Consider the following 24,118-nt stretch of genomic DNA (forward strand, 5'->3'; position numbering starts at 1 on the left):
ACCGAGAAAACCAATGGAGGCAACCGATGGACGATGTCGCGCAACCCACCCTGCAGGCCCACCAACTCGTTCGCCGCACCATCGCGCTGGTGCTGGCCGGCGGCCGCGGCTCCCGGCTCAAGCAGCTCACCGACCGGCGAGCCAAACCGGCGGTCTACTTCGGCGGCAAGTTCCGCATCATCGACTTCGCGCTGTCGAACTGCCTCAACTCGGGCATCCGGCGGATGGCGGTGGTGACGCAGTACAAGTCGCACTCGCTGATGCGCCACCTGCAGCGCGGCTGGAGCTTCCTGCGCGCCGAACTCAACGAGATGGTCGACGTGCTGCCGGCCCAGCAGCGGGTCGGCGACGAGCACTGGTACCGCGGCACGGCCGACGCGGTCTACCAGAACCTCGACATCATCCAGACCCGGTCGACGCCGCACGACTACGTGGTGGTGCTGGCCGGCGACCACATCTACAAGATGGACTACTCGATCATGCTGATCGACCACGTCGCCAGCGGCCGCGGCTGCACCGTCGGCTGCATCGAGGTGCCGCGCATGGAGGCCACGGCCTTCGGCGTGATGGCGATCGACGACGACCGCAAGATCACCGCCTTCCTCGAGAAGCCCGCCGATCCGCCGGCCATGCCGGGCAACCCCGACATCGCGCTGGCCAGCATGGGCATCTACGTCTTCGATTCCGAATACCTCTACCGGCTGCTCGAGGAAGACAACGCCAACCCCGATTCGAGCCACGACTTCGGCAAGGACATCATTCCGCGCGCGGTCGCCGAGGGCCGGGCGCTGGCCCATCCTTTCGGCATGTCCTGCGTGACCCGCGCCAGCCGCGGGCCCGGCGCCAACGCCTACTGGCGCGACGTGGGCACGATTGATGCATTCTGGGCAGCCAACCTCGACCTGGCCTCGATCACTCCCGAGCTCGACATCTATGACACCGACTGGCCCATCTGGACCTACCAGCGGCAGCTGCCGCCGGCCAAGTTCGTGCTCGACCGCGACGGCAAGCACGGGATGACGGTCAACACCATCGTCTCGGGCGGCTGCATCGTCTCGGGCTCCAAGGTCAGCAGTTCGGTGCTGTTCTCGGGCGTGCGCATCCATTCCTTCTGCGAGGTCAACGAGGCGGTCCTGCTGCCGGACGTGGAGGTCGGCCGCGGCTGCCGGCTGAACAAGGTCGTGATCGACCGCGCCTGCGTGATCCCGGACGACATGGTGATCGGCGAGGACCCGGTGGCCGATGCCGCGCGCTTCGAGCGCACCGAAGGCGGCGTGGTGCTGGTGACGCGCGAGATGCTGAAGCGGCTGGCGCCCTGAGAACGATGAGGATCCTCCAGGTCAGCGCCGAAATCTTCCCCCTGCTCAAGACCGGAGGGCTGGCCGACATCGCCGGTGCACTGCCGCTGGCGCTGATGGCCGCCGGGCAGGAAGCGCGCGTGCTGCTGCCGGGCTTCCCGGCGATCCTTTCCGGCGTCGCCGACGCTGTGCCGGTGGCCGAACTGACCGCGCCCTGGGGCGAGCGCGCGCAGCTGCTGCTCGGGCGAATCGCGACCGCCGGCGCGCCCGACACGGCCATCTACATCATCGACGCGCCGGCGCTCTACGACCGTCCCGGCAATCCCTACGAGGACCCGCGCCGACAGCCCTACAGCGACAACCACCGGCGCTTCGCGCTGCTCGGCTGGGCCGCGGCGCAGCTGGCCCAGGGACTCGACGCCGCCTGGCGGCCGGAGATCGTGCATGCGCACGACTGGCACGCGGCACTGGCGCCGGCCTACATGGCCTTCGCGCCACGCGGCCACGGCCCGAAGGTCGGCAGCGTGTTCACCATCCACAACCTGGCCTACCAGGGACTGTTCGCGGCCTCGCATTTCGCCGAACTGGGCCTGCCGGCCGCGGCCTTCTCGATCAACGGCCTCGAATACCACGGCCAGCTCTCGTTCATAAAGGGCGGCCTGTGCTTCGCCGACCGCCTCACGACCGTGAGCCCGACCTACGCGCGCGAGATCCAGACGCCCGAACAGGGCTTCGGCCTCGACGGCCTGCTGCGCAGCCGCGCGGACGCGCTCAGCGGCATCCTCAACGCGGTCGACGACCAGGTCTGGAATCCGGCCACCGATGCGCTGATCCCGCACCGATTCGACTTGCGCCGCCTGGTCGGCAAGACCCGCAACAAGGCGGCGCTGCAGGACGAACTCGGCCTGGCGCCGCAGCACGACGCGCCGCTGTTCGTGCTGGTCAGCCGGCTGACCGAACAGAAAGGCCTGCACCTGGTGCTCGAGGGCCTCGATGCGCTGCTGGCCCAGGGCGGCCAGCTGGCCTTGCTCGGCAGCGGCGATGCCTGGCTCGAGGCGGCCTTCAGGCAGCGCGCGGCCGATGCACCGCAGTCGGTCAGCGTCACGCTGGGCTACAGCGAGGCGACCGCGCACCGGCTGTTCGGCGCCGGCGACGTCACGCTCGTGCCCTCGCTCTTCGAGCCCTGCGGGCTGACCCAGATGTACGGGCTCAAGTACGGCTGCCTGCCGCTGGTGCACCGGGTCGGCGGCCTTGCCGACACGGTGGTCGACGCCACGCTCGAGGACATGGCCAGCGGCGACGCCACCGGCTTTTCCTTCGACGCGTTCGGAACCGAAGGCTATGCGCGCGCGGTGCGCCGCGCCTTCGCGCTCTACCGGCGCCCGGCCGACTGGCGCGCCGTCCGCGCCAGCGCCATGCGCCGCCCCGCCGACTGGGGCAGCGCCGCCGCGCAATACCTCGGCGTCTATGCCGAAGCCCTGAACCCACGCCCATCCCAACCCCCATGACCATCGAAGACTTCAAGTACGACCATCCCGATCGCGACGTCGCAGCCTTCAAGCGCGCGGTCGCCAACAAGCTCATCTATGCGGTCGGCAAGGACCCGTTCGCGGCCAGCCCCGACGACTGGCTGCACGCCACCGCGCTGGCGGTGCGCGACCAGCTGGTCGAGCGCTGGATGGGCACCACGCGCGCGCAGTACGCGCAGAAGCTCAAGCGCGTCTACTACATGTCGATGGAGTTCCTGATCGGGCGCACCTTCACCAACGCGCTGCTGGCGCTCGAGCTGCAGGAGACGGTCAGGCAGGCGCTGGCCGACTTCGGCGTCGACATCCAGGCGCTGTCCGAGCGCGAGCCCGATGCCGCCCTGGGCAACGGCGGCCTCGGCCGGCTCGCCGCCTGCTTCCTCGACTCGATGGCCACGCTCGGCGTGCCGGGCATGGGCTACGGCATCCGCTACGAATACGGCATGTTCCGCCAGCGCATCGTCGACGGCCAGCAGGTCGAGCAGCCCGACTACTGGCTCACGCGCGGCAACCCGTGGGAGTTCCAGCGCCCCGAAGTGAGCTTCCGGGTGCGCTTCGGCGGCCACCTGCAGCGGCGCGAGGGCAAGAACGCGCCCTATGGCGCGGCCAACTGGGTCGACACCCACGACGTGCTCGCGATGGCCTACGACACCATCATCCCGGGCTACGGCACGCAAGCCACCAACACGCTGCGCCTGTGGTCGGCCAAGGCGACCGAGGAGATCGACCTCTCGGCCTTCAACCGCGGCAACTACATGGAGGCGGTGGAGAGCAAGAACCATTCGGAGAACGTCTCGCGCGTGCTCTACCCCGACGACTCGACGCCCTCCGGCCGAGAGCTGCGCCTGCACCAGGAGTACTTCTTCGTCAGCGCCAGCGTGCAGGACCTGCTGCACCGCTACCTGCGCAACCACACCGACTTCGACGCCCTGCCCGACCAGGTCAGCATCCACCTCAACGACACCCACCCGGTGCTGGCGGTGCCCGAGCTGATGCGGCTCCTGATCGACGAGCACGACCTGCCCTGGGACGCCGCCTGGGCCCATACGCAGAAGGTCTTCAGCTACACCAACCACACGCTGATGCACGAGGCGCTCGAGACCTGGCCGGTCGAGATGTTCGGCCGCATCCTGCCGCGCCACCTGCAGATCCTGTTCGACATCAACTCGCGCTTCCTGGCCGAAATCACACAGGCGCACGGGCACGACGTCGAGCTGCTGCGGCGGCTCTCGCTGATCGACGAATCGGGCGAACGACGGGTGCGCATGGCCTACGTGGCGGTGCTCGCCAGCCACTCGGTCAACGGCGTCTCGGGGCTGCATTCGGAGCTCATGAAGCAATCGATCTTTGCCGACTTCAACAGGCTCTTCCCCGAGCGCTTCAACAACAAGACCAACGGCGTGACGCCGCGCCGCTGGCTGGCGCAGGCCAATCCGCCGCTGGCCGCGCTGCTGGACGCACGCATCGGCCGCGGCTGGCGGCGCGATCTGACGCAGCTCGAAGCGCTGCGGCCGATGGCGCAGCAGCCGGCCTTCGTGCGCGCCTTCCGCCACGCCAAGCGCGAGAACAAGCTGCGGCTGGCCAACTGGATCGACGAGCACCTGCGCATCGACATCGACACCGACGCGATGTTCGACGTCCAGGTCAAGCGCATGCACGAGTACAAGCGGCAGCTGCTCAACGTGCTGCACGTGGTCACGCGCTACCACCGCATCCTCGCGGAGCCGGACGCCGGCCACGTGCCGCGCGTGATCGTGTTCGCCGGCAAGGCCGCCTCGGCCTACCAGATGGCCAAGCTGGTGATCCGGCTGATCAACGACGTGGCCAGGGTCATCAACGAGGACCCGCGGGTCGGCAAGCTGCTGAAGGTGGTGTTCCTGCCGAACTACAGCGTCAGCCTGGCCGAGGTCATCATGCCGGCGGCCGACCTGTCGGAGCAGATCTCGACCGCCGGCACCGAGGCCTCGGGCACCGGCAACATGAAGTTCGCGCTCAACGGCGCGCTGACCATCGGCACCCTCGACGGCGCCAACGTCGAGATGCGCGACAACGTCGGCGCCGAGAACTTCTTCATCTTCGGCAACACCACGCCCGAAGTCGCCGACATCCGGGCCAGCGGCTACCACCCGCGCGGCATCTACGAGGCCGACCCGGAACTCCAGCGCACCCTGGACAGCATCCGCGATGGCCTGTTCTCGCCCACCGAGCCGGCACGCTACCAGCAAATCTTCGACGCGCTGGTCAGTTGGGGCGACCACTACCTGCTGCTGGCCGACTACGCGAGCTACATCGAGGCCCAGGGCAAGGTCGACGCGCTGTACCGCGATGCCGACGCCTGGACGCGGATGGCCATCCTGAACGTGGCGGGCATGGGCGAGTTCTCGTCGGACCGCACCATTGCGCAGTACGCGCACGAGATCTGGCACACGCGACCGGTGGCCCTGGGCCCGACAGCGACAGCTGAACCGGCTACGGCTTCTGCGGCGGCGCCTCGGTGACGAACCCGATGCGGTTCAATCCAGCCTTGTTCGCGATGCCCATCAGCTCGACCACCTTGCCATAGGGCACGGTCTGGTCGGCGCGCAATTGCACCTCGGTGTCGCGGTTGGCGGCGGCCGCCTTCGACAGGCCCGCAGCCAGTTCCTCCGTCGTCACCGGCTGGTCGTTCAGGTACACCTTGCCCGCCGCATCGACCACCAGCGTGACGAACTTGGGCGTGTCGCTGGACTGGCCGGCGTCGGTGCGCGGCAGGTCGAGCTTGATCGAGCTCGCCATCAGCGGCGCGGTGATGATGAAGATCACCAGCAGCACCAGCATCACGTCGACCAGCGGCGTGACGTTGATGTCCGACAGCGGCCGCTGGCCGCCGGCGCCGGTCGAGCGGCCGCCGCTTGCGCTGCTGCCGAGCGAGGTGCGACCGAAGGCCATGCGGGCTCTCTGCCGCCTAAGCCGGCATCGGCCGTGCGGGCGGCAGCGGGGCTTCGCGCGGCGCAGGTTCGCCCAGCATGCCGAGCAGGTCGTGGGCGAAGCCCTCGAGCTCGGCCTCGATGCGGCCGACCATCCGGCCGAAGACGTTGTAGGCCAGCACGGCCGGAATCGCGACCGCCAGGCCGAAGGCCGTCATGATCAGCGCCTCGCCGACCGGGCCGGCCACCTTGTCGATGGTGAAGCCGCCGGTCTCGGCGGCGATGCCGACCAATGCGCCGTAGATGCCCCAGACAGTGCCGAGCAGGCCGACGAAGGGCGCCGTGGCGCCGACCGTGGCCAGCAGGATCTGCCCGGCCTGCAGCCGCCGCAGCGCCGCGTGGAGGGCGTCGCGCAGGATCCGCGTGACGCGCTGGGCCCGGTCGACCCGGCCGCCGAGCGTCGAAGCCTCGGCCTGCAGCGCCAGCTTGTTGATCGCGCGCACCGCCGGCAGCACCAGCGCCGCCCGGTCGAAAGGCCGCAGGCGCGCTTCCGCGTCCTGCAGCGTGGCCGACTGCCAGAAGGCCGCGATGCTGCGCAGCACGTCGCGCGTGCCGCCGCGCAGCAGCCAGGCCTTCCAGAGAATCACGACCCAGCTGCCCACCGACATCGCGAGCAGCAGCACCGCCACCGAGCGGCTGACGCCGTCGCCGTGGCGGAGCAGCTCCAGAAGAGTCACACGGGCCCCCACGCTCGGCACTGCGTGTCCTCGCTGCCCCCCGAGGGGGTGCGAGCTTGCTTGGGGCGGCCCGGCGCGGCGCTCATTGGAGCCCCCACGCTCGGCACTGCGTGTCCTCGCTGCCCCCCGAGGGGGTGCGAGCTTGCTTGGGGCGGCCCGGCGCGGCGCTCATCCGGAGCTCAGCGCAGGCCGAGGACGTCGAACATGTCGAACAGGCCCGCCTTCTGGCCGGCCAGGAAGCGCACCGCGCGCAGGCTGCCCTGCGCATAGGTCGCGCGGCTGGCCGACTTGTGGGTGATCTCGATGCGCTCGCCGGTGCCGGCGAACAGCACGGTGTGGTCGCCCACGATGTCGCCGCCGCGGATCGCCGAGAAGCCGATGGTCGACGGGTCGCGCTCGCCCGTGATGCCCTCGCGCGCGTAGACTGCGCACTCCTTGAGATCGCGGCCCAGCGCGCCGGCGATGACCTCGCCCATCTTCAGGGCGGTGCCCGAGGGGGCGTCGACCTTGTGGCGGTGGTGGGCTTCGATGATCTCGATGTCGTAGCCGGTGGAAAGCGCCTTGGCCGCCATTTCGAGCAGCTTGAAGGTGACGTTGACCCCGACGCTCATGTTGGGCGCCATCATGATCGCGATGTCCTTGGCGGCGTCGGCGATCTCGGCCTTCTGGGCCTCGCTGAGGCCGGTGGTGCCGATCACCATCTGGACGCCGAGCTCGCGGCACACCGCCAGGTGCGCCAGCGTGCCTTCGGGCCGCGTGAAGTCGATCAGCACCTGCGCATCGGCCAGGCCGCTGCGCAACTCCGAGACGATCGGCACCCCGCTCGTGAAGCCGAGGAAGGCGGCCGCGTCGGTGCCGATCGCCGCGCTGCCGGCGACATCGAGCGCTCCGGCCAGCCGGCAGTCGGGGGCCTCGCGCACGGCCTCGATCAGCATGTGGCCCATGCGGCCGGAAGCGCCCGCGATGGCGATGCGCCGCAGGGGAAGAAGGGGAGCGGAAGAGTCGGTCACGCGTTTCAACCTCTGGAAATGCGGGAAAACGGAAAGGAGCGGGCGGGCCGGGGGTTCCGGCCGAAGGGCCCGCTCAGCGCGTCGATTCGAGCGGAGGGTAGGCCGCCGGCAACGGCGGCTGCGGCCGCTCTGCAGGGGCCGGTTGGCTGTCCGCCGGTTTTTCCTTGGGCGGATCGAACTTCTTGAGCTGGTCTTCGGTTGCCTCGAGCGGCGGCACCGAGCCCCGGCGCTTGCGGGTGTCGAGCTGGGCGACGAATTCTTCCTCGCTCGGCATCGGGTCGCCTTCGAAGCGCTCGAGCGCCTCGCCGTTGAAATAGAGGGTCAGGCGGCGTTGCTGGGCCTCGACGCCCTGGCGCCGAATCGTGAACACGTAGTCCCAGCGGTTGGAGTGGAAGACGTCGGCCAGGAGCGAGGTGCCCAGGATTTCGCGCACCTGCTGGCGCGACATGCCGGGCTTGAGCGCCTCGACCTGCTCCTTGGACACGAAATTGCCCTGCACCACCTCGACCTTGTAGGGGGTGACCGCAGTCAGTGCACCGCGGGCGCTGTCGCCGACACTGCTGCAGGCGCCCAGGCTCAAGCTCACGGCGACGGCGCCGAACAGCAGCCAATGGCGGCGTTGGGGAATGGCAAGCATGGGGAAAAGGTTGGGCGATATGATCGAATCATTGTAGCGGCTGGCCCCCGGCGGGCCTCTCCCGCCAGGCCGGCGGAGGAACGACCCATGGGCAACATCGACGAACTCAAGAACACCGGCCTTAAGGCCACGCTGCCGCGCCTGAAGATCCTCGAGATCTTCCAGAACGGCAACCAGAGGCACATGACGGCGGAAGACGTCTTCCGCGTGCTGCTCAACGACCACTCTGACATCGGCCTGGCCACCGTGTACCGCGTGCTGACCCAGTTCGAGCAGGCCGGCATCCTCGAGCGCAGCCATTTCGAGAGCGGCAAGGCGGTCTACGAGCTCAACGAGGGCAAGCACCACGACCACCTGGTGTGCACCTCCTGCGGCAAGGTCGAGGAGTTCTACGACGCCGAGATCGAGCGCCGCCAGCAAATGATCGCCAAGGACAAGGGCTGGATCCTGCAAGACCACGCAATGTCGCTGTACGGACTCTGCGGCAACTGCGTAAGCAAGCGCTAACTCTATTTTTTGTCGCCGGCTGATGCGCCTGCCCGGTGATCGCGCCGCAGGAAGAAGCGCTTATCGCGAGCGATCAGCACCGCACACAGAGCAAACAGCAGCGCGGTCTGGATGAGCTTGCTGTCAGGGTGCGTGGCGAACAGTTCGTTGAAAACGCCGGCAGTGATGTGAAAGACCACGGCGACAAGGATGCTGCGATTCGTCTTGTAGTACAGCCAGTTCATCAGGATCACGAACGGAATGATGCTGACCATGAAGTTCAGGCTGTGCAGCAGTCCCAGTTCCGCGACGTTGCTGTGGTAGTAGCCCTTGATGAACGACAGCGGCAGGTGCCAGAACGCCCAGTACACCCCGAACAGCAGCGAAGCCGCCAGCAGGCTCATGCGCTGCCGCAGGCTGTCGGTGCCGTAGGAGTGCCAGGCCAGTTCCTCGGCCAGCGGCGCGAGAAAGAGCAGGAACCAGCCGGGAAAGATGCCGGCAGAGAACGAGGTCCCGCCTGCCAATTCGAACTGCTTCCCGCTGTAGCCGAACAGCAGCGAAATGGCCTGCGCGAGCAGGATGCTCCCGAGCATCAGGAAGCAGGCCAGGAACAAATAGACAGGCCGCGCCCCGCGGATGCCGATCAGCCGCCGCCGCAGGTCGGCGCGCAGCGCCGGATGCGGCCAGATGAGTCGGAAAGCGACCACGGCCGGCACGAACAGCCCTGCCACGCCGAGTACGCCGACTGCCGCGGCCAGCGGGCGGCTGGCGGGTGTCAGGTGGCTCAGCCAGGCGGCCGCGAACCACAAGGCCCAGGGAATGGCCGTTGCCAAGGCGAAGAAGTGAATTGGGCGGCGATAGCCGCGGATGGCGTCGCCGGTGGCCGCCGGCGCGGCGGACGTCGAGACGGCTTCTGTGGTTGCGAGCGCAGTGCGCATGGACTCCCCTCTAGGAAAAGCCCGCAAGGTAAGCGACGCCCGTCCCAGCGCCGGGCACGGCCGTCAAACCCGGATGCAAATACGAAATTTCCGCCGCGATCCGCAGCCTTGTCCGCGCCTTCGACGCTCCAAGCGGAGGCTCAGTCGTCCTCGCGCGCGCTTTCCATCGCCTTGTGGTGGCGCGCCACGAAATCCGCATAGGTATCGATGCCGCGCAGTTGCAGGATCGAATTGCGCACCGCGGCCTCGACCAGCACGGCGATGTTCCGGCCGGCCACGACCTGGATGATCACCTTGCGCACCGGGATGCCCAGCACGTCCTGCGTCAGCGGCGCCGACGGCATCCGCTCGTAGTCGCGCTCGAAGCTGTCGCGCCGCACCAGGTGCACGATCAGCTTGAGCCGCATCTTCCGGCGCACCGCGGTCTCGCCGAAGATCGCCCGGATGTCGAGCAGGCCGATGCCGCGGACCTCCAGCAGGTTCTGCAGCAGCTCGGGGCAGCGGCCCTCGAGGGTGGTCTGGTTGATGCGGTAGAGATCGACCGCGTCGTCGGCCACCAGGCCGTTACCGCGCGAGATCAATTCCAGGCCGAGCTCGCTCTTGCCCAGCCCCGACTCGCCCGTGATCATCACGCCCAGGCCCAGGATGTCCATGAACACGCCGTGCATCGAGGTCCGCTCGGCGAAATGCTTCGACAGGTAGGCTCGCAGCAGGTCGATCACGAAGGCCGAGGATTCGCGGGTGGCGAACAGCGGCAGCTGGGCCCGCTCGCAGATCGACAGCAGCTCGTCGGGCGCCGGCTGGCCGTCGGCCAGCACCAGCATCGGCGGCTCCAGCGTGACGATGCGCGCGATGCGGCGGGCGCAATCCTGCAGCGTGCCGCGCGTCAGGTAGGCGACCTCTCGGGCGCCGAGGATCTGCACGCGGTACGGATGGATGTAGTTGAGGTAGCCGACCAGGTCGGCGGCCGACTGGGCCCGGCTGATGACATCGGGGTCGAACTGCCGCTCCGAGGCGCCGAGGCCGGCCAGCCACTCCCAGCGCAGCGAGCCGCGGAATTCCTCGAACATCGCGTCGGCGCTGATGACGGTCGGCTTCATGTCCGAACCCGCCCGGCGCCGAAGGCGCTCAAGCCACCTGTGCGGATTGCCATCCGGCGATCAGAGCATGCAGTGCCGCCGCATCCGTGCTTGACTTGATCTGCTCGCGCAGGTTGGCGTCGCTCAACAGCTCGGCAATTTCAGACAGGATCTCCAGATGTTTCTGGGTCGCAGCTTCCGGCACCAGCAGGAAGATCAGCAGCACCACGGGCTGCTCGTCCGGGGCGTCGAAGCCGATCGGGTTGGCCAGCTGGAACACCGCGGCCATCGGCGACTTCAGACCCTTGATGCGACCGTGGGGGATGGCCACGCCATGGCCCAGGCCGGTGGATCCCAGGCGCTCGCGAGCGAACAGGCTGTCGGTGATCAGGGCGCGCCCGAGACCGTGCAGGTTCTCGAACAGCAGCCCTGCTTCTTCGAAAGCACGCTTCTTGCTAGTGGCGTCGACGCTCACGAGCACTTGAGCGGGCGGCAGGATGGACGCGAGTCGGTTCATGTTGGGGCGGGGGCGATTATGCACCCACCCCGAAAAAAGCAAAGGGCCACCCGAAGGCGGCCCGCAAGAGTATTTGCCCGAACAGGGGAACTACATCACGCGCTTGGGTGCTGCGTGGTGGTGATCCTGCAGGCGGTCCTTGTGGCGCACGACCTGGCGGTCGAGCTTGTCGACCAGTTCGTCGACGGCGGCATAGAGATCAGCGTGGCTCGACTCCGCGAACATGTCGTTGCCCTTGACGTGGATATTGCACTCCGCCCTTTGCCGGCGTTCCTTTTCCTTTTGCTTTTCCACCGTGAGGATCACCTTCACATCGACCACCTGGTCGAAATGCCGGGTGATCCGGTCCAGCTTGCTCGTAACGTAGTTGCGCAAAGCAGGTGTGACGTCGAGGTGATGACCGCTGATCGTCAAATTCATGAATGACCTCCTGGAATTGACGGTTGGGGAAATAGCCGCGCCCCTTTTGCGGAGAGGCGTAGCCGGGAAAACGAGAGGGGACTGAAGGGAAGGGAGAGGGGGAAGAGAGGGGAAGGAGAGAAGGAAAGGAGAGAAGGAAAGGAGAGGCTTCGGGTCACTATGCCCATGCTGTCATCGAATTGCAATCCCTTCCCGCCCGGTGTCTGCGCGAGATCAAGGTCGGGTCGCCACGCGCTATGCGTTTGATAGCAACAAAGGGCCGAGCCATAGGGCAGGCCGGCCCTACTGGAAGCAAACCCAGGGTCAAGCGCACGCGATGCGACCCCGTGAACCGAAGGGCCTCCAATCAGCGCCAGGCGGCCCGCATCCGGCTCAGCAGGTCGATCGTGGCGGCCGGCGGCGGCACATGCGGTGCGCGCTCGGGCGGCGGCGGCCAGGTCAGCTGCTCGAAGCGCTGGGCGTCGGCGGCCGGAATGAAGCGGGTGCGGCCCGCGTACAGGTGGCGGTCGCCGCGCACCGCCTGCTGCGTGACATAGAAGCGCTGCGGTACCAGCAGGTGCAGGTGGTCGCGGGCGCGGGTCATGGCGACATACAGCAGCCGGCGCTCCTCCTCGAGCTCTCGGGCCCCCTGCGCGACGTCGGCCGGGATGCAGCCATCGACCACGTTCAGCACGTGGACCGAGTTCCACTCCTGTCCCTTGGCGGAGTGGATGGTCGACAGGATCAGGTAATCCTCGTCGAGCAGCGGCGGGCCGGGCCGGTCGCTGGTGGCTTCGGGCGGGTCCAGCGTGAGTTCGGTCAGGAAACGCTCGCGCGAAGCGTAGCCGGCGGCCAGCCGGGCCAGTTGCTCGATGTCGCCGCGCCGCACCGCGGCATCGTCGTGCAGCCGCTCGAGGTGCGGGAGGTACCACGCGAGCGCGAGCTCCATGTCGGCGGGCCAGGCCAGCGCCGGCGCCCGCAGCGCCGCGTAGATGCCGGCGAAACGCGTCCATTCGGCCTGGGCCGCCGAGGGCGGCACGAAAGCCTGCACCACCGCGCCCGGATCATCGGCCTCGGCCATGGCGTCGAGCAGGCGCGTGGACGTGACCGGGCCGATCCCCGGAATCATCTGCGTGACGCGGAAGCCGGCCATGCGGCCGCGCGGGTTCTGGGCGAAGCGCAGCACCGCGAGCAGGTCCTTGACGTGCGCGGCCTCGAGGAACTTGAGGCCGCCGTACTTGACGAACGGAATGTTTCGCCGCGCCAGTTCGAGCTCGAGGGCGGCGCTGTGGCTCGAGGTGCGGAACAGCACCGCCTGCGATTTCAGCGCCAGCCCGCCTTCGCGGTGGGCCAGCACCCGGTCGGCCACCCAGCGCGCCTGCTGGGCTTCGTCGGGCACCAGCACCAGCTGCGGCTGGCCGACCGAGGGCTTGTCGGTCCAGAGGGTCTTGGCGTGCCGTTCGGCGGCACCCGCGATCAGCGCGTTGGAGACATCGAGGATCGGCTGCGTCGAGCGATAGTTGCGCTCCAGCGTGACGATGCGCGCAGGAAGGCCGAACTGTTGCGGGAAATCGAGGATGTTGCGCACCGTGGCGCCGCGGAACGAATAGATCGACTGGGCGTCGTCGCCGACCACGGTCAGGCCGCGGCCATCCGGTTTCAGGGCGCGCAGGATGGCCGCCTGCAGCAGGTTGGTGTCCTGGTATTCGTCGACCAGCACGTGGTCGAAGCGGGCGCCGACCTGCTCCGCCAGCGCGGGCTCGGCGACCATCGCCGACCAGTACAGCAGCAGGTCGTCGTAGTCGAGCACTTGCTGCTGCTGCTTGGCCTCGACATAGGCGCCGAACAGCCGCTTGAGCTCGGCTTCCCATTCGGCGCACCACGGGAACGCATCTTTCAGCAACTCGCCCAGCGGCGCGCAGGTGTTGACCGTGCGCGAATAGATCGACAGGCAGGTGCCCTTCTGCGGAAAGCGCCGCGTGGTGGCGGACAGGCCGAGATCGTGTCGCACCAGTCCCATGAGGTCCTCGGCATCGCCGCGGTCGTGGATCGTGAAGCTCTCGCTCAAGCCGATCTGCGCCGCGTACTCGCGCAAGAGCCGCGCGCCGATTCCGTGGAAGGTGCCGGCCCAGGGCAAGGCCGGCGGCGTCTGCGAGGCCAGGCCGAGCACGCGCACCAGCACCTGGCCGGCACGGCGCTCCATCTCCTGCGCAGCCCGGCGCGAAAAGGTCAGCAGCAGGATCCGCTGCGGGTCGGCGCCGCCGGCGATCAGGTGCGCCACGCGGTGCGCCAGGGTGCTGGTCTTGCCCGAACCGGCGCCGGCGATCACGAGCAGCGGACGCGGGTCCTGCTGCGCCGGATCGATGGCGGCGTCGACCCCATGCAGCACCGCCGCGCGCTGCGCGTCGTTCAGCTTCGCGAGCGCGTCCGCCAGCCGCTCGGCCTGGGTCCCGGCGCCGGGGGATGTGGGTGTCGCAACGCGCTGCATCGATGCAACTGTACTGGATGTCTGTCCAGCCCGGGGCCGGCGGCGCCAAGGGCCGAATGACATAATCGCGCCTCGCTGCAACCGGAGACTCGCGCATGGAAATCGATCCGTCTCGGCAGCTTTCACTTCCCTTCTGACGCGCCGTTGCGAGGGAATTGAAAGCGCCCCATCCCTCGCCCAACCGCCAGACATTTCAAGGGAATGAGCCATGCTCAACATCTTCACGCTTGCCAACGGCCGCCTCGTCCAGGAAGAGATCGAGGCCCTGGAAGAGCTTTCCAAGTTCCAGCCGATCTGGGTCGACCTCGAATCGCCCACGGTCGAGGAAAAGCGCTGGATCAAGCAGTACTACGGCCTGTCGATCCCGGAAGACGCGATGGACGAGGACATCGAGGAGTCGGCGCGCTTCTACGAGGAAGACAACGGCGAGCTCCACGTCCGCAGCGACTTCCTGATCGCCGACGACGAGAACCCACGCTCGGTGCGCGTGGCTTTCATCCTGAACCAGCACAACACCGAGTTGCGCAGCCGCGGCGTGCTGTTCTCGATCCACGACGAGGACGTGCCGGTGTTCCGCCTGCTGCGCATGCGCGCCCGGCGCGCCCCCGGGCTGATCGAGGACGCCAAGGAAGTCCTGCTGAAGCTGTTCGACGCCGACGCCGAGTATTCGGCCGACACGCTCGAGAACATCTACGACGAGCTCGAGATCGCCGGCAAGAAGGTGCTGTCGGGCAACGTCAGCGACGAGCTGGCCGGCGAGGTGCTGGGCCTGATCGCGCGCCAGGAGGACCTGAACGGGCGCATCCGCCGCAACGTGATGGACACCCGCCGCGCGGTCAGCTTCATGATGCGCAGCCGGATGCTGAACGCCGAGCAGTTCGAGGAAGCGCGGCAGATTCTTCGCGACATCGAATCGCTCGACAACCACACGGCCTTCCTGTTCGACAAGATCAACTTCCTGATGGATGCGACCGTCGGTTTCATCAACATCAACCAGAACAAGACCATCAAGATCTTTTCTGTGGCCAGCGTGGCGCTGCTGCCGCCGACCTTGATCGCCAGCGTCTACGGCATGAACTTCAAGTTCATGCCCGAACTCGATCTGACCTACGGCTACGCCTATGCGGTCGTGCTGATGATCGCCAGCGCCCTGGTGCCGATGTGGTACTTCCGCCGCCGCGGCTGGTTGAAGTGACCACCCCGTTGCTTGCTCACTTCGTGTAGCCGCCTTCGGGCGGCCGCCAGAGGCGGCTGCTCTTCGGGCACGTCCAAGCCTGCGCAGGCAGGCTTGGAGCCGCGGCCCTCAGCCCCTCGAGGGGCGCACCCAGCGGCCCGGCAGAGCCGGTTCCGCGGGTGCCCCCGAACACATTGGCCTGGGCGGGCCTGGTTCTTATTGCGGCGGCAGGGTCGCCAGCCACCCATCGATCAGCGCCAGGCTGTAGCGGCTCGCGACCACCGAGACGAAACGCGTGAAGTCGCCGTGCGCCTCGTCGTCGGCGCGGTCGGAGATGGTGCGCACCGCGGCGAAAGGCACGCCGTAGTCGTGGCAGACCTGGGCCACCGCGGCGCCCTCCATCTCGACCGCCAGCGCGTCGGGCAGCGCGCTGCGCAGCTCGGCGCTTTCGGCGGCGGTCGAGACGAAGCGGTCGCCGCTCACCAGCAGGCCGCGGTGCACCGCCGGCGCGGCCAGCCCGAAATCCTCGACCACCTTCTGGCCCAGCAGCGCGACCGGGTCGCCCAGCAGGCCGGCGGCCACGGCGGCGAGCGCATCGCTGATGGCGGTGTCGGCCGCGAAGCGCGCATGGCCGGTGAGCGGCACCTCGTACTTCGGGAAGATCGGCGAGGCGTCGAGGTCGTGCTGCAACAGCTTGGTGGCGACCACCACGTCGCCCACCTGCACCCCCGGTGCCAGCCCGCCGGCGACGCCGGTGAAGACGATCGCCCGCACACCGAAGCGCTCCAGCAGCACCGTGGCCGTGAGCGCCGCCGCCACCTTGCCGATGCGCGACAGCACCGCGACCACCGGCTGGCCGTGCAGGTGGCCGACCCAGAAGTCGCGCCCCGCCACGCGCACGCGCTGCTCGTCGGGCATCTGCGCGAGCAACGCGCCGAGCTCTTCATGCATCGCGGCGACGATGGCGATCGTCATTGCTTGATATCCACCCCGTAGAAGGTGTGGCGGCCGAAGGGGCTCAGCTTGAAGTCGACCACTTCCTTGCGCACCGGCTTGAGCTGCACCGCATGCGCGATCGTGAACCACGGCGCCTGCTCCTTGAAGACCACCTGGGCCTTCTTGTAGAGCGCCTCGCGCTCGGCCTGCTTCGGCACGTTCTTGGCCTTCACGACCAGTTCCTCGTAGGGCTGGTAGCAGAACTTGGCGACGTTGCTGCCGTTCGACTGCGCCGAGGCGCAGCCCAGCAGCGTGTACATGAAGTTGTCCGGGTCGCCGTTGTCGCCGGTCCATCCGAGCATGCCCATCTGGTGCTCGCCGGCCTGCATGCGCTTCCTGTACTCGCCCCACTCGAAGGTCTTGATCTCGGCCTTGACGCCGACCTTGGCCAGGTCGGCCTGCATCAGCTCGGCGATGCGCTTGGCGTTCGGGTTGTAGGGCCGCTGCACCGGCATCGCCCACAGGTCGGTCGTGAAGCCGTCGGGGTAGCCGGCCTGCGCCAGCAGCTTCTTGGCGGCCTCGGGATCGTAGGGGTCGTCCTTGATCGCGTCGTTGTAGGACCACATGGTCGGCGGGATCGGGTTCTTGGCCGCGACGCCGGTCGTCAGGTAGACGCCGTCGATGATCGCCTTCTTGTTGATCGCCATGTTGAGCGCGCGGCGCACGCGCACGTCGTCGAAGGGCTTCTTCTGCGTGTTGTAGGCCAGGTAGCCGACGTTGAGGCCGGCCTGCTCGAGCACCTGCACGTTCGGGTCCTTGCGGATCGCGTCGAGGTCGGCCGGATTCGGATACGGCATCACGTGGCATTCGCCCTTCTGCAGCTTGGCCCAGCGCACCGAGGCATCGGGCGTGATCGCGAAGATCAGGTCGTCGATCTTGGCCTTGCCACCCCAGTACTGCGGGAAGGCCTTGAAGCGCACGATCGCATCCTTCTGGTACTGCACGAGGTAGAAGGGACCGGTGCCGATCGGGTCCTGGTCGATCTTCTCGGGCGTGCCGGCCTTGAGCATCGCGATCGCGTATTCCTTCGACTGGATGCCGGCGTAGGGCATCGCCAGGTTGGCCAGGAACGGCGCCTCGGGCTTGTTCAGCACGAATTTCACGGTGTAGTCGTCGACGCGGTCGATCGACTTCAGCAGCTTGGGCATGCCCATGTCGTTGAAGTAGGAGTGATTCACGCTCGTGACCTTGAAGAACGGATCGTTCTCCTTCCACTGCCGCTCCATCATGAAGACGACGTCGTCGGCGTTGAAGTCGCGCGTCGGCTTGAAGCCCTTGGCCGTGTCGTGCCACTTGACGCCGCGGCGCAGCTTGAATGTGTACTCGGTGCCGTCTGGCGAGATGGTCCAGCTCTCGGCCAGGCCGGGCACGACCTTGGTGCCGCCGCGCTCGAACTCGACCAGGTTGTTGTAGACCTGGGTGGTGACATCGAACGAAGTGCCGGTGGTGTTCACCGCGGCATAGAAGTTCTCGGGACTGCCCTCGGAGCAAAAGACCAGCGTCTTGGCCGACGCGGCGCCGCAGGCCAGCGCGATCGCGGCCGGTGCCAGCAACGCGGCCGTTCGGAGGCGGCGCGAGAGAGGGGACGTGGTGGGCATGTCGTTGGACTCCTTCAAGGTTGAGACCGCGCGGACGCGGACGGGGAAACATCGGCTGGCAGGAATTTCTCGGCGTGATGGCAGGCCACCCTGCGCTCATCGAGCAGCCGCGGCAATGGCCGCTCGCTGCGGCAGCGCTCGGTCGCATGCGCGCAGCGCGTGTTGAAGACACAGCCCGGCGGCGGTGCGAGCGGCGAAGGCAGCTCGCCCTTGAGCACGATGCGTTCGGCCGCCAGCCCCGGCGTCGAGGCCAGCAGCGCCTGCGTGTACGGGTGCAGCGGCCGCGCGAAGATGCGCGCCTTGGGACCCTGTTCGACCGCATGGCCCAGATACATCACGAGGACCTCGTGCGCGATGTGGCGCACGACGCCGAGGTCGTGCGAGATGAAGAGATAGGACAGGCCCAGTTCGGCCTGCAGATCGGCCAGCAGGTTCAGCACCTGGGCCTGGATCGAGACGTCGAGCGCCGACACCGGCTCGTCGGCTACGAGCAGTCGAGGGTCGAGCATCAGCGCGCGTGCGATCGCGATGCGCTGGCGCTGGCCGCCCGAGAACATGTGCGGGTAGCGGTTGGCGTATTCGGGCCGCAGGCCGACGCGGGCCAGCATGTCGCGCGCCTTCGACGCGCGCTCGGTCTTGCCGAGCTGGGTGTTGATCGCGAGCGGGTCTTCCAGCACAGCGGAAATCTTCTTGCGCGGATTGAGCGAGCCGTAGGGGTTCTGGAACACCAGCTGCACCGCCTGGCGCAGCTCGCGCCGGCGCTCGTGCGGCGGATCGATGGCGTCGTGGCCCACCAGTTGGAGCGAGCCCGCGGTCGGCTTCTCGATCAGCGCGACCATGCGCGCCAGCGTGGACTTGCCGCAGCCGGATTCGCCCACCACCGCGAGCGTGCGGCCGCGCTCGATGCGAAACGAGATATTGCCGACCGCCTGCAGGTGCGCCGGGGCACGGAACAGGCCGCGGCGCACCGCGTACACGCGCTGCAGGTCCTGGGCTTCGACCACGATCTCCGTCATCGCACGAACTCCGCGATGCGCGCGCCGTCGCGCGCCAGCGCCGCGCCGCGCTGCGGATCGCCGAGCGCATAGTGGCAGCGAACCTGGCCGCCCATCCAGTCGCGCAGCTCGGGCCGCACCGCGCGCGAATGTTCCGTCGCGTAATCGCAGCGCGGCGCGAACAGGCAGCCGCCGGGTCGGTCATGAACGCCGGGCACCACGCCCGCGATGGTCGCGAGCCGCGCTTCGCCGGCTGCGCGCTCCGGCAGCGCCGCCAGCAGTGCCGCGGTGTACGGGTGCTGCGGCGCCGCGAACAGCTCGGCCACGCCGCGCTCCTCCATCACCTGGCCCGCATACATCACGGCCACGCGCTGCGCCATTTCGCTGACCACGCCCATGTTGTGCGTGATCAGCACCAGGCCCATGCCGCGCTCCTTCTGCAGGCTTCGCAACAGGTCGAGGATCTGGGCCTGGATCGTGACGTCGAGCGCGGTGGTGGGCTCGTCGGCGATCAGCAGCTTCGGATTGCAGGCGATCGCCATCGCGATCATCACGCGCTGGTTCATGCCGCCCGAAAGCTGGTGCGGATAGCTCCCGAGGCGCGACGACGCGGCCGGGATGCCGACCTGCTCGAGCAGCTCGGTGGCCCGCTTCCTCGCTTCGCGCTTGTCCAGATGGAGGTGCAGGCGCAGCGTCTCCATCAGCTGCCAGCCGATCGTGAAGCAGGGATTCAGGCTGGTGGTCGGCTCCTGGAAGATCATCGCCACGTCCTTGCCGACCAGCCCGCGCCGCGCCCGGTCGCTGATGCCGAGCAGGTCGTGGCCATCGAAGCGCAGGTGCTGGGCGCGCACCCGCCCGGGCCAGCCGATCAGGCCCATCAGCGCCATCATCGTGACGCTCTTGCCCGAGCCCGACTCGCCGACAATGCCGAGCACCTCGCCCTGCTCCAGCCGAAGGCTGACGCCGTCGACCGCGTGCAGCGTGCCGCCCTGCGTCGGGAATTCCACATGAAGGTCGCGGATATCGAGGAGCATCAGCCCACCCCCGTTGCTTGCTCGCTTCGCGTAGCCGCCTCCCCCCTCGAGGGGGCGCTGCCAGCGGCCCGGCAAAGCCGGTTCCGCGGCAGCTCCGGAACAGACGCACGTTCGAGCGCTTGGATCATGAAGTTCATCTTTTCAACTTGGGATCGAGCGCATCGCGCAGCCCGTCGCCCAGCAGGTTGAACGCGAGCACCGCCGCGAGGATCGCGAGGCCCGGGAAGGTCACGACCCACCAGGCCCGCAGCACGAACTCGCGGGCATCGGCCAGCATGGTGCCCCACTCGGGGGAGGGCGGCTGCGCGCCGAGGCCGAGAAAGCCCAGCGCCGCGGCGTCAAGGATGGCTGTCGACACGCCCAGCGAAGCCTGCACGATCAGCGGCGCCGCGCAGTTGGGCAGCACCTCGCGGAACATCAGCCGCAGCGTGCCGGCGCCGCTCACGCGCGCCGCCGTGACATAGTCGCGCGAGACCTCGGAGATCACCGCCGCACGCGTGATGCGCACGTAGTGCGGCAGCACCACGACCGCCACGGCCAGCATCGCATTGATCAGGCCCGGGCCGAGGATCGCGACGATCACGATCGCCAGCAGCAGGCTCGGCAGCGTAAGCACCACGTCCATCAGCCGCATGATCGTGATCTCGAGCACGCCGCGGGCGAAGCCTGCGATCAGGCCCAGCGCGATGCCGACCGCCGCGGAGATCGCCACCACCGCGACGCCGATCGACAACGACAGCCGGGCGCCGAACATGAGCCGCGAGAGGATGTCGCGGCCGATCGCATCGGTACCCAGCAGGTGCGCCACCGAGCCGCCCTCCTGCCACGCCGGCGGCCGCAGGAAGGCCGTGCTGTCGGTCTGGTTCGGCGCGTGCGGCGCCAGCCACGGCGCGAACAGCGCCACCAGCAGCAGAGCGACGATCACGCCAAGGCCGATCACCGCGCCGCGGTTGGCCGAGAACGAGCCCCAGAACTCGCGCCAGGGGCCGGGCGGCGCGCTGTTTGCTGGAATCGCTGCGGTGTTCATCAGGACTGCCGGATGCGGGGGTTGATCAAACCGTAGGCCACGTCGACCAGCACGTTGACCGTCATCACGATCACGCCGAGCAACAGCATGCCGCCCTGCAGCACCGGATAGTCGCGCCGGCCGATGGCCTCGATCAGCCATTTGCCGACGCCGGGCCAGGAGAAGATGGTCTCGGTCAGGATGGCGCCGGTGAACAGCACGCCGACCTGCAGCCCGATCACCGTGACCACCGGGATCAGCGCGTTGCGCAGCGCATGCACGCCGACCACGCGCAGCGGCGCCAGGCCCTTGGCGCGCGCGGTGCGGATGTAATCCTCGCCGAGCACCTCGAGCATGGCCGAGCGCGTCATGCGCGCAATCACGGCCAGGGTGTTGGTGCCGAGCACCACGGCCGGCAGGATCAGGTGCTGCAGGGCCGAGACGAAGGCACCCTTCTCGTCGGACAGCAGCGTATCGACCAGCAGGAAGCCGGTGACCGGCTCGATGAAATACTGCACCGAGATCCGGCCCGAGACCGGCGTCCAGCCGAGTTGCACCGAGAAGAACAGGATCAACAGCAGACCCCACCAGAAGATCGGCATCGAGTAGCCGGTCAGCGAGGTCGCCATCACGCCATGGTCGAAGAACGAATTGCGCTTGACCGCCGCCAGGATGCCGGCCGGGATGCCGAGCAGCAGCGCGAACAGGATCGCGCACAGCGCCAGCTCGACCGTGGCCGGGAACAGCGCCAGGAACTCGCTCATCACGGGCTCCTGCGTGATCACCGACTTGCCGAGATCGCCATGCAGGACCCGGCCGATGTAGATGCCGTACTGCGTGAAAAGCGGCTTGTCGAGCCCGTAGTCCTTGAGCAGGGCCGCGTGGCGCACCGGGTCGATGCCGCGCTCGCCGGCCAGCGTCTCGATCGGGTCGCCCGGCACCAGCCGGATCAGGAAGAAGGCGAGCAGCGTCATGCCGATGAAGGTCGGCACGAGCAGGCTCGCGCGAGTTATGACGAACTTTAACATTCGTCATCAATATGCAAGAGCGATGCCGGCTATGGTCCCCGGCCGAACCCTAACTACTTCTTGGCGTCGCGCAGTTCGCGGCGCAGGATCTTGCCCACCGGCGTCTTGGGCAGGTCGGTGCGGAACTCGATCACCCGCGGCTGCTTGTAGCCGGTCAGGTTGGCGCGGCAGTGGGCCCGCACCTCGGCCTCGGTGAGCTCGGGGTTCTTCTTGACGATCACCAGCTTCACGCCCTCGCCGGTCTTCTCGTCGGCGATGCCCACGGCCGCGCATTCGAGCACCCCGGGCATCTGCGCGACCACGTCCTCGATCTCGTTCGGATACACATTGAAGCCCGAGACCACGATCATGTCCTTCTTGCGGTCCACGATCTTGAAGTAGCCGCGCTCGTCGGCGACCGCGATGTCGCCGGTCTTGAAGTAGCCGTCGGGTGTCATGACCTTGGCGGTCTCGTCGGGCCGCTGCCAGTAGCCGGCCATGACCTGCGGCCCCCGGACCGCGAGCTCGCCCGCGGCGCCCAGCGGCACCTCGCGGCCGTCGTCGTCGAGCAGCTTGACCTCGGTGCTCGGCAAGGGAACGCCGATGGTCCCGGTGTAGGCCGTGCTGGTGGTCGGATTGCAGGTGACCGACGGCGAGGTCTCCGACAGGCCGTAGCCTTCGCAGATCGGGCAGCCGGTTTTCTCGAGCCAGAGCTTGGCCACCGCGCCCTGCACCGCCATGCCGCCGCCGACCGAGACCTTGAGGTTCTTCCAGTTGACGGTGTTGAAGTCCGGGTGATTCGCCAGCCCGTTGAACAGCGTGTTGACGGCCGGGAAGCTGTGGAAGGTGTGCTTCGACAGTTCCTTCAGGACAGCGGCGATGTCGCGCGGATTCGGGATCAGGATCAGCTTCCCGCCGGTGCGCATGCTGAGCATCATGTTCACCGTGAAGGCGAAGATGTGGTACAGCGGCAATGCGCAGACGCTGGTCGGCTGCTCGCCGGCCGGCACCTTCTGCATGACCGGATCGTTCCAGGCCTCGGACTGGAGCACGTTGGCGATCACGTTGCGATTCAACAGCACGGCGCCCTTCGAGACGCCCGTGGTGCCGCCCGTGTACTGCAGCAGCGCGACATCGTCGGGGCCGACCTTCGGCGCCTGCAGCGTGCGCGTGGCGCCCTTGTCGAGTGCGTCGTTGAAGCGCACCGCGCCCGGCAGGCTGTAGGCCGGCACCATCTTCTTGACGCTGCGCACCACGTAGTTGACCAGCGCGCCCTTCAGGAAGCCGAGCCGGTCGCCCATCGAGGCCAGCACGATGTGCTTGACCGGCGTGGCGGCCAGGCACTGCTGCAGCGTGGTGCCGAAGTTCTCCATCAGCACGATCGCGGTCGCGCCCGAATCCTTCAGCTGGTGCTCGAGTTCGCGCGGCGTGTAGAGCGGATTGACGTTGACCACGATCATCCCGGCGCGCAGCGCACCGGCCACCGAGATCGGGTACTGCGGGCAGTTCGGCATCATGATCGCGACCCGGTCGCCCTTCGCGAGGCCCAGCCCCTGCAGGTAGCAGGCGAAAGCGCGGCTCTGGCGGTCGACCTCGGCGTAGCTCAGGTCCTTGCCCATGAAGCTGTAGGCGGTGCGGTCGGCGTACTTGGTGAAGCTTTCTTCCATCAGCGCCACCAGGGAGGTGTAGCGCGAGGCATCGATGTCGGCGGGCACGCCTTGCGGATAGCTGCCGAGCCAGGGGCGATCAATCACTGTGTGTCTCCAGAGCGAATCTTTTGGGGAAATCTACCGCCATCGTAACTTGACGTTCGGATGCGGCACGGGCCGCGACACTGCGCGGCCCGTGGTCTTGGTGCGGGCGCCGAACGCTACTCGATCGCCTTGGCCATGTCCTCGACGACCTTCTTGGCGTCGCCGAAGACCATCAGGGTCTTGTCCATGTAGAACAGCTCGTTGTCCAGGCCGGCGTAGCCCGCGGCCATGCTGCGCTTGTTCACGATCACGGTTTTGGCCTTGTAGGCCTCCAGGATCGGCATGCCGTAGATCGGCGTGCCCTTCTGCAGCGCCGCCGGGTTCACCACGTCGTTGGCTCCCAGGATGATCGCCACGTCGGCCTGGCCGAACTCGCCGTTGATGTCCTCCATCTCGAACACCTGGTCGTAGGGCACCTCGGCCTCGGCCAAGAGCACGTTCATGTGGCCCGGCATGCGCCCGGCCACCGGATGGATCGCGTACTTCACCGTCACGCCGTGCTCGGTGAGCTTGGCCGCGAGCTCCTTCACCGC

Annotated in this window: 22 protein-coding genes; 5 read left to right on the forward strand and 17 right to left on the reverse strand. The window is 67.9% G+C overall.

Annotation, left to right across the window (positions count from 1 at the left end; genetic code table 11):
• Positions 1-26 precede the first annotated feature (26 nt).
• Genes glgC through AC1DYD_RS12625 form a run of 3 tightly spaced genes read left to right on the forward strand, consistent with a single transcriptional unit; the run spans position 27 to position 5,322 of the window.
• Positions 27-1,319, forward strand: a complete 1,293-nt coding sequence (gene glgC, locus AC1DYD_RS12615; RefSeq protein ID WP_478173077.1) for a glucose-1-phosphate adenylyltransferase — start codon at positions 27-29, stop codon at positions 1,317-1,319.
• 5 nt (positions 1,320-1,324) lie between these two features.
• Positions 1,325-2,806 carry a glycogen synthase GlgA gene (gene glgA / locus AC1DYD_RS12620; RefSeq protein WP_478173078.1) on the forward strand — a complete coding sequence of 494 codons (1,482 nt, stop codon included), beginning with the start codon at positions 1,325-1,327 and terminating at the stop codon, positions 2,804-2,806.
• Complete coding sequence (locus tag AC1DYD_RS12625) at positions 2,803-5,322, forward strand: glycogen/starch/alpha-glucan phosphorylase (protein WP_478173079.1); 2,520 nt, start codon at positions 2,803-2,805, stop codon at positions 5,320-5,322. The genes glgA and AC1DYD_RS12625 overlap by 4 nt, the downstream gene beginning before the upstream one ends.
• Here AC1DYD_RS12625 and AC1DYD_RS12630 read toward each other — a convergent pair.
• The 4 genes from AC1DYD_RS12630 to AC1DYD_RS12645 all read right to left on the reverse strand — a co-directional run bounded on the left by AC1DYD_RS12630 (position 5,294) and on the right by AC1DYD_RS12645 (position 8,114).
• Positions 5,294-5,752, reverse strand: a complete 459-nt coding sequence (locus AC1DYD_RS12630; RefSeq protein ID WP_478173080.1) for an ExbD/TolR family protein — start codon at positions 5,750-5,752, stop codon at positions 5,294-5,296. The two genes, AC1DYD_RS12625 and AC1DYD_RS12630, sit on opposite strands and share 29 nt — an antisense overlap.
• Positions 5,753-5,768: 16 nt before the next feature.
• Complete coding sequence (locus AC1DYD_RS12635) at positions 5,769-6,467, reverse strand: MotA/TolQ/ExbB proton channel family protein (RefSeq protein WP_478173081.1); 699 nt, start codon at positions 6,465-6,467, stop codon at positions 5,769-5,771.
• Positions 6,468-6,646: 179 nt separating this feature from the next.
• A complete protein-coding gene (gene dapB, locus AC1DYD_RS12640) occupies positions 6,647-7,447 on the reverse strand; it encodes a 4-hydroxy-tetrahydrodipicolinate reductase (RefSeq protein WP_478173100.1) in 801 nt (266 codons plus the stop codon).
• 103 nt (positions 7,448-7,550) lie between these two features.
• Positions 7,551-8,114: an outer membrane protein assembly factor BamE gene (locus tag AC1DYD_RS12645; RefSeq protein ID WP_478173082.1), complete on the reverse strand. Its 564-nt coding sequence runs from the start codon at positions 8,112-8,114 to the stop codon at positions 7,551-7,553.
• 87 nt (positions 8,115-8,201) lie between these two features.
• On the opposite strand from AC1DYD_RS12645, the gene fur reads away from it, so the two are divergent.
• The gene (fur, locus tag AC1DYD_RS12650; protein ID WP_478173083.1) at positions 8,202-8,621 is read left to right on the forward strand and encodes a ferric iron uptake transcriptional regulator; all 420 of its coding nucleotides are present in this window, start codon (positions 8,202-8,204) and stop codon (positions 8,619-8,621) included.
• Positions 8,622-8,623: 2 nt separating this feature from the next.
• Here the strand turns inward: fur and AC1DYD_RS12655 are convergent, their stop codons facing one another.
• The 5 genes from AC1DYD_RS12655 to AC1DYD_RS12675 all read right to left on the reverse strand — a co-directional run bounded on the left by AC1DYD_RS12655 (position 8,624) and on the right by AC1DYD_RS12675 (position 14,021).
• Positions 8,624-9,538, reverse strand: a complete 915-nt coding sequence (locus tag AC1DYD_RS12655) for a CPBP family intramembrane glutamic endopeptidase (RefSeq protein ID WP_478173084.1) — start codon at positions 9,536-9,538, stop codon at positions 8,624-8,626.
• Between the two features lie 140 nt (positions 9,539-9,678).
• Entirely contained in the window at positions 9,679-10,638 is a 960-nt protein-coding gene (gene hprK / locus AC1DYD_RS12660) for an HPr(Ser) kinase/phosphatase (protein WP_478173085.1), read from the reverse strand.
• Positions 10,639-10,666: 28 nt separating this feature from the next.
• On the reverse strand, positions 10,667-11,134 hold the full coding sequence (locus AC1DYD_RS12665) for a PTS sugar transporter subunit IIA (protein ID WP_088958292.1): 468 nt from the start codon (positions 11,132-11,134) through the stop codon (positions 10,667-10,669).
• 90 nt (positions 11,135-11,224) lie between these two features.
• Positions 11,225-11,554, reverse strand: coding sequence for a ribosome hibernation-promoting factor, HPF/YfiA family (hpf, locus tag AC1DYD_RS12670; RefSeq protein ID WP_093381418.1), 330 nt, complete (start codon positions 11,552-11,554; stop codon positions 11,225-11,227).
• Between the two features lie 346 nt (positions 11,555-11,900).
• A complete protein-coding gene (locus AC1DYD_RS12675) occupies positions 11,901-14,021 on the reverse strand; it encodes an ATP-dependent helicase (RefSeq protein WP_478173086.1) in 2,121 nt (706 codons plus the stop codon).
• A 208-nt stretch (positions 14,022-14,229) separates the two neighbouring features.
• Here AC1DYD_RS12675 and corA point away from each other — a divergent pair, with 208 nt between their 5' ends.
• Positions 14,230-15,216 carry a magnesium/cobalt transporter CorA gene (gene corA, locus AC1DYD_RS12680; RefSeq protein WP_478173087.1) on the forward strand — a complete coding sequence of 329 codons (987 nt, stop codon included), beginning with the start codon at positions 14,230-14,232 and terminating at the stop codon, positions 15,214-15,216.
• A gap of 195 nt (positions 15,217-15,411) precedes the next feature.
• Here corA and AC1DYD_RS12685 read toward each other — a convergent pair whose 3' ends face one another.
• The 8 genes from AC1DYD_RS12685 to AC1DYD_RS12720 all read right to left on the reverse strand — a co-directional run.
• The gene (locus AC1DYD_RS12685; protein ID WP_478173088.1) at positions 15,412-16,170 is read right to left on the reverse strand and encodes a 5'-methylthioadenosine/adenosylhomocysteine nucleosidase; all 759 of its coding nucleotides are present in this window, start codon (positions 16,168-16,170) and stop codon (positions 15,412-15,414) included.
• Positions 16,167-17,789, reverse strand: coding sequence for an ABC transporter substrate-binding protein (locus AC1DYD_RS12690; protein ID WP_478173089.1), 1,623 nt, complete (start codon positions 17,787-17,789; stop codon positions 16,167-16,169). The genes AC1DYD_RS12685 and AC1DYD_RS12690 overlap by 4 nt, the downstream gene beginning before the upstream one ends.
• Before the next feature lie 14 nt (positions 17,790-17,803).
• Entirely contained in the window at positions 17,804-18,805 is a 1,002-nt protein-coding gene (locus AC1DYD_RS12695; RefSeq protein WP_478173090.1) for a dipeptide ABC transporter ATP-binding protein, read from the reverse strand.
• Complete coding sequence (locus tag AC1DYD_RS12700; RefSeq protein ID WP_478173101.1) at positions 18,802-19,821, reverse strand: ABC transporter ATP-binding protein; 1,020 nt, start codon at positions 19,819-19,821, stop codon at positions 18,802-18,804. Before AC1DYD_RS12700 ends, AC1DYD_RS12695 begins: the two co-directional genes overlap by 4 nt.
• A gap of 130 nt (positions 19,822-19,951) precedes the next feature.
• Positions 19,952-20,845 carry an ABC transporter permease subunit gene (locus AC1DYD_RS12705; RefSeq protein ID WP_478173091.1) on the reverse strand — a complete coding sequence of 298 codons (894 nt, stop codon included), beginning with the start codon at positions 20,843-20,845 and terminating at the stop codon, positions 19,952-19,954.
• Positions 20,845-21,852 carry an ABC transporter permease subunit gene (locus tag AC1DYD_RS12710; RefSeq protein ID WP_478173092.1) on the reverse strand — a complete coding sequence of 336 codons (1,008 nt, stop codon included), beginning with the start codon at positions 21,850-21,852 and terminating at the stop codon, positions 20,845-20,847. The genes AC1DYD_RS12705 and AC1DYD_RS12710 overlap by 1 nt, the downstream gene beginning before the upstream one ends.
• A gap of 53 nt (positions 21,853-21,905) precedes the next feature.
• Entirely contained in the window at positions 21,906-23,585 is a 1,680-nt protein-coding gene (locus AC1DYD_RS12715) for a long-chain-fatty-acid--CoA ligase (protein ID WP_478173093.1), read from the reverse strand.
• Positions 23,586-23,701: 116 nt separating this feature from the next.
• The coding region (locus AC1DYD_RS12720; protein WP_478173094.1) for an NAD(P)(+) transhydrogenase (Re/Si-specific) subunit beta at positions 23,702-24,118 on the reverse strand (417 nt) is incomplete at its 5' end.

This window comes from Variovorax sp. P4_B11 (genome assembly GCF_056402355.1).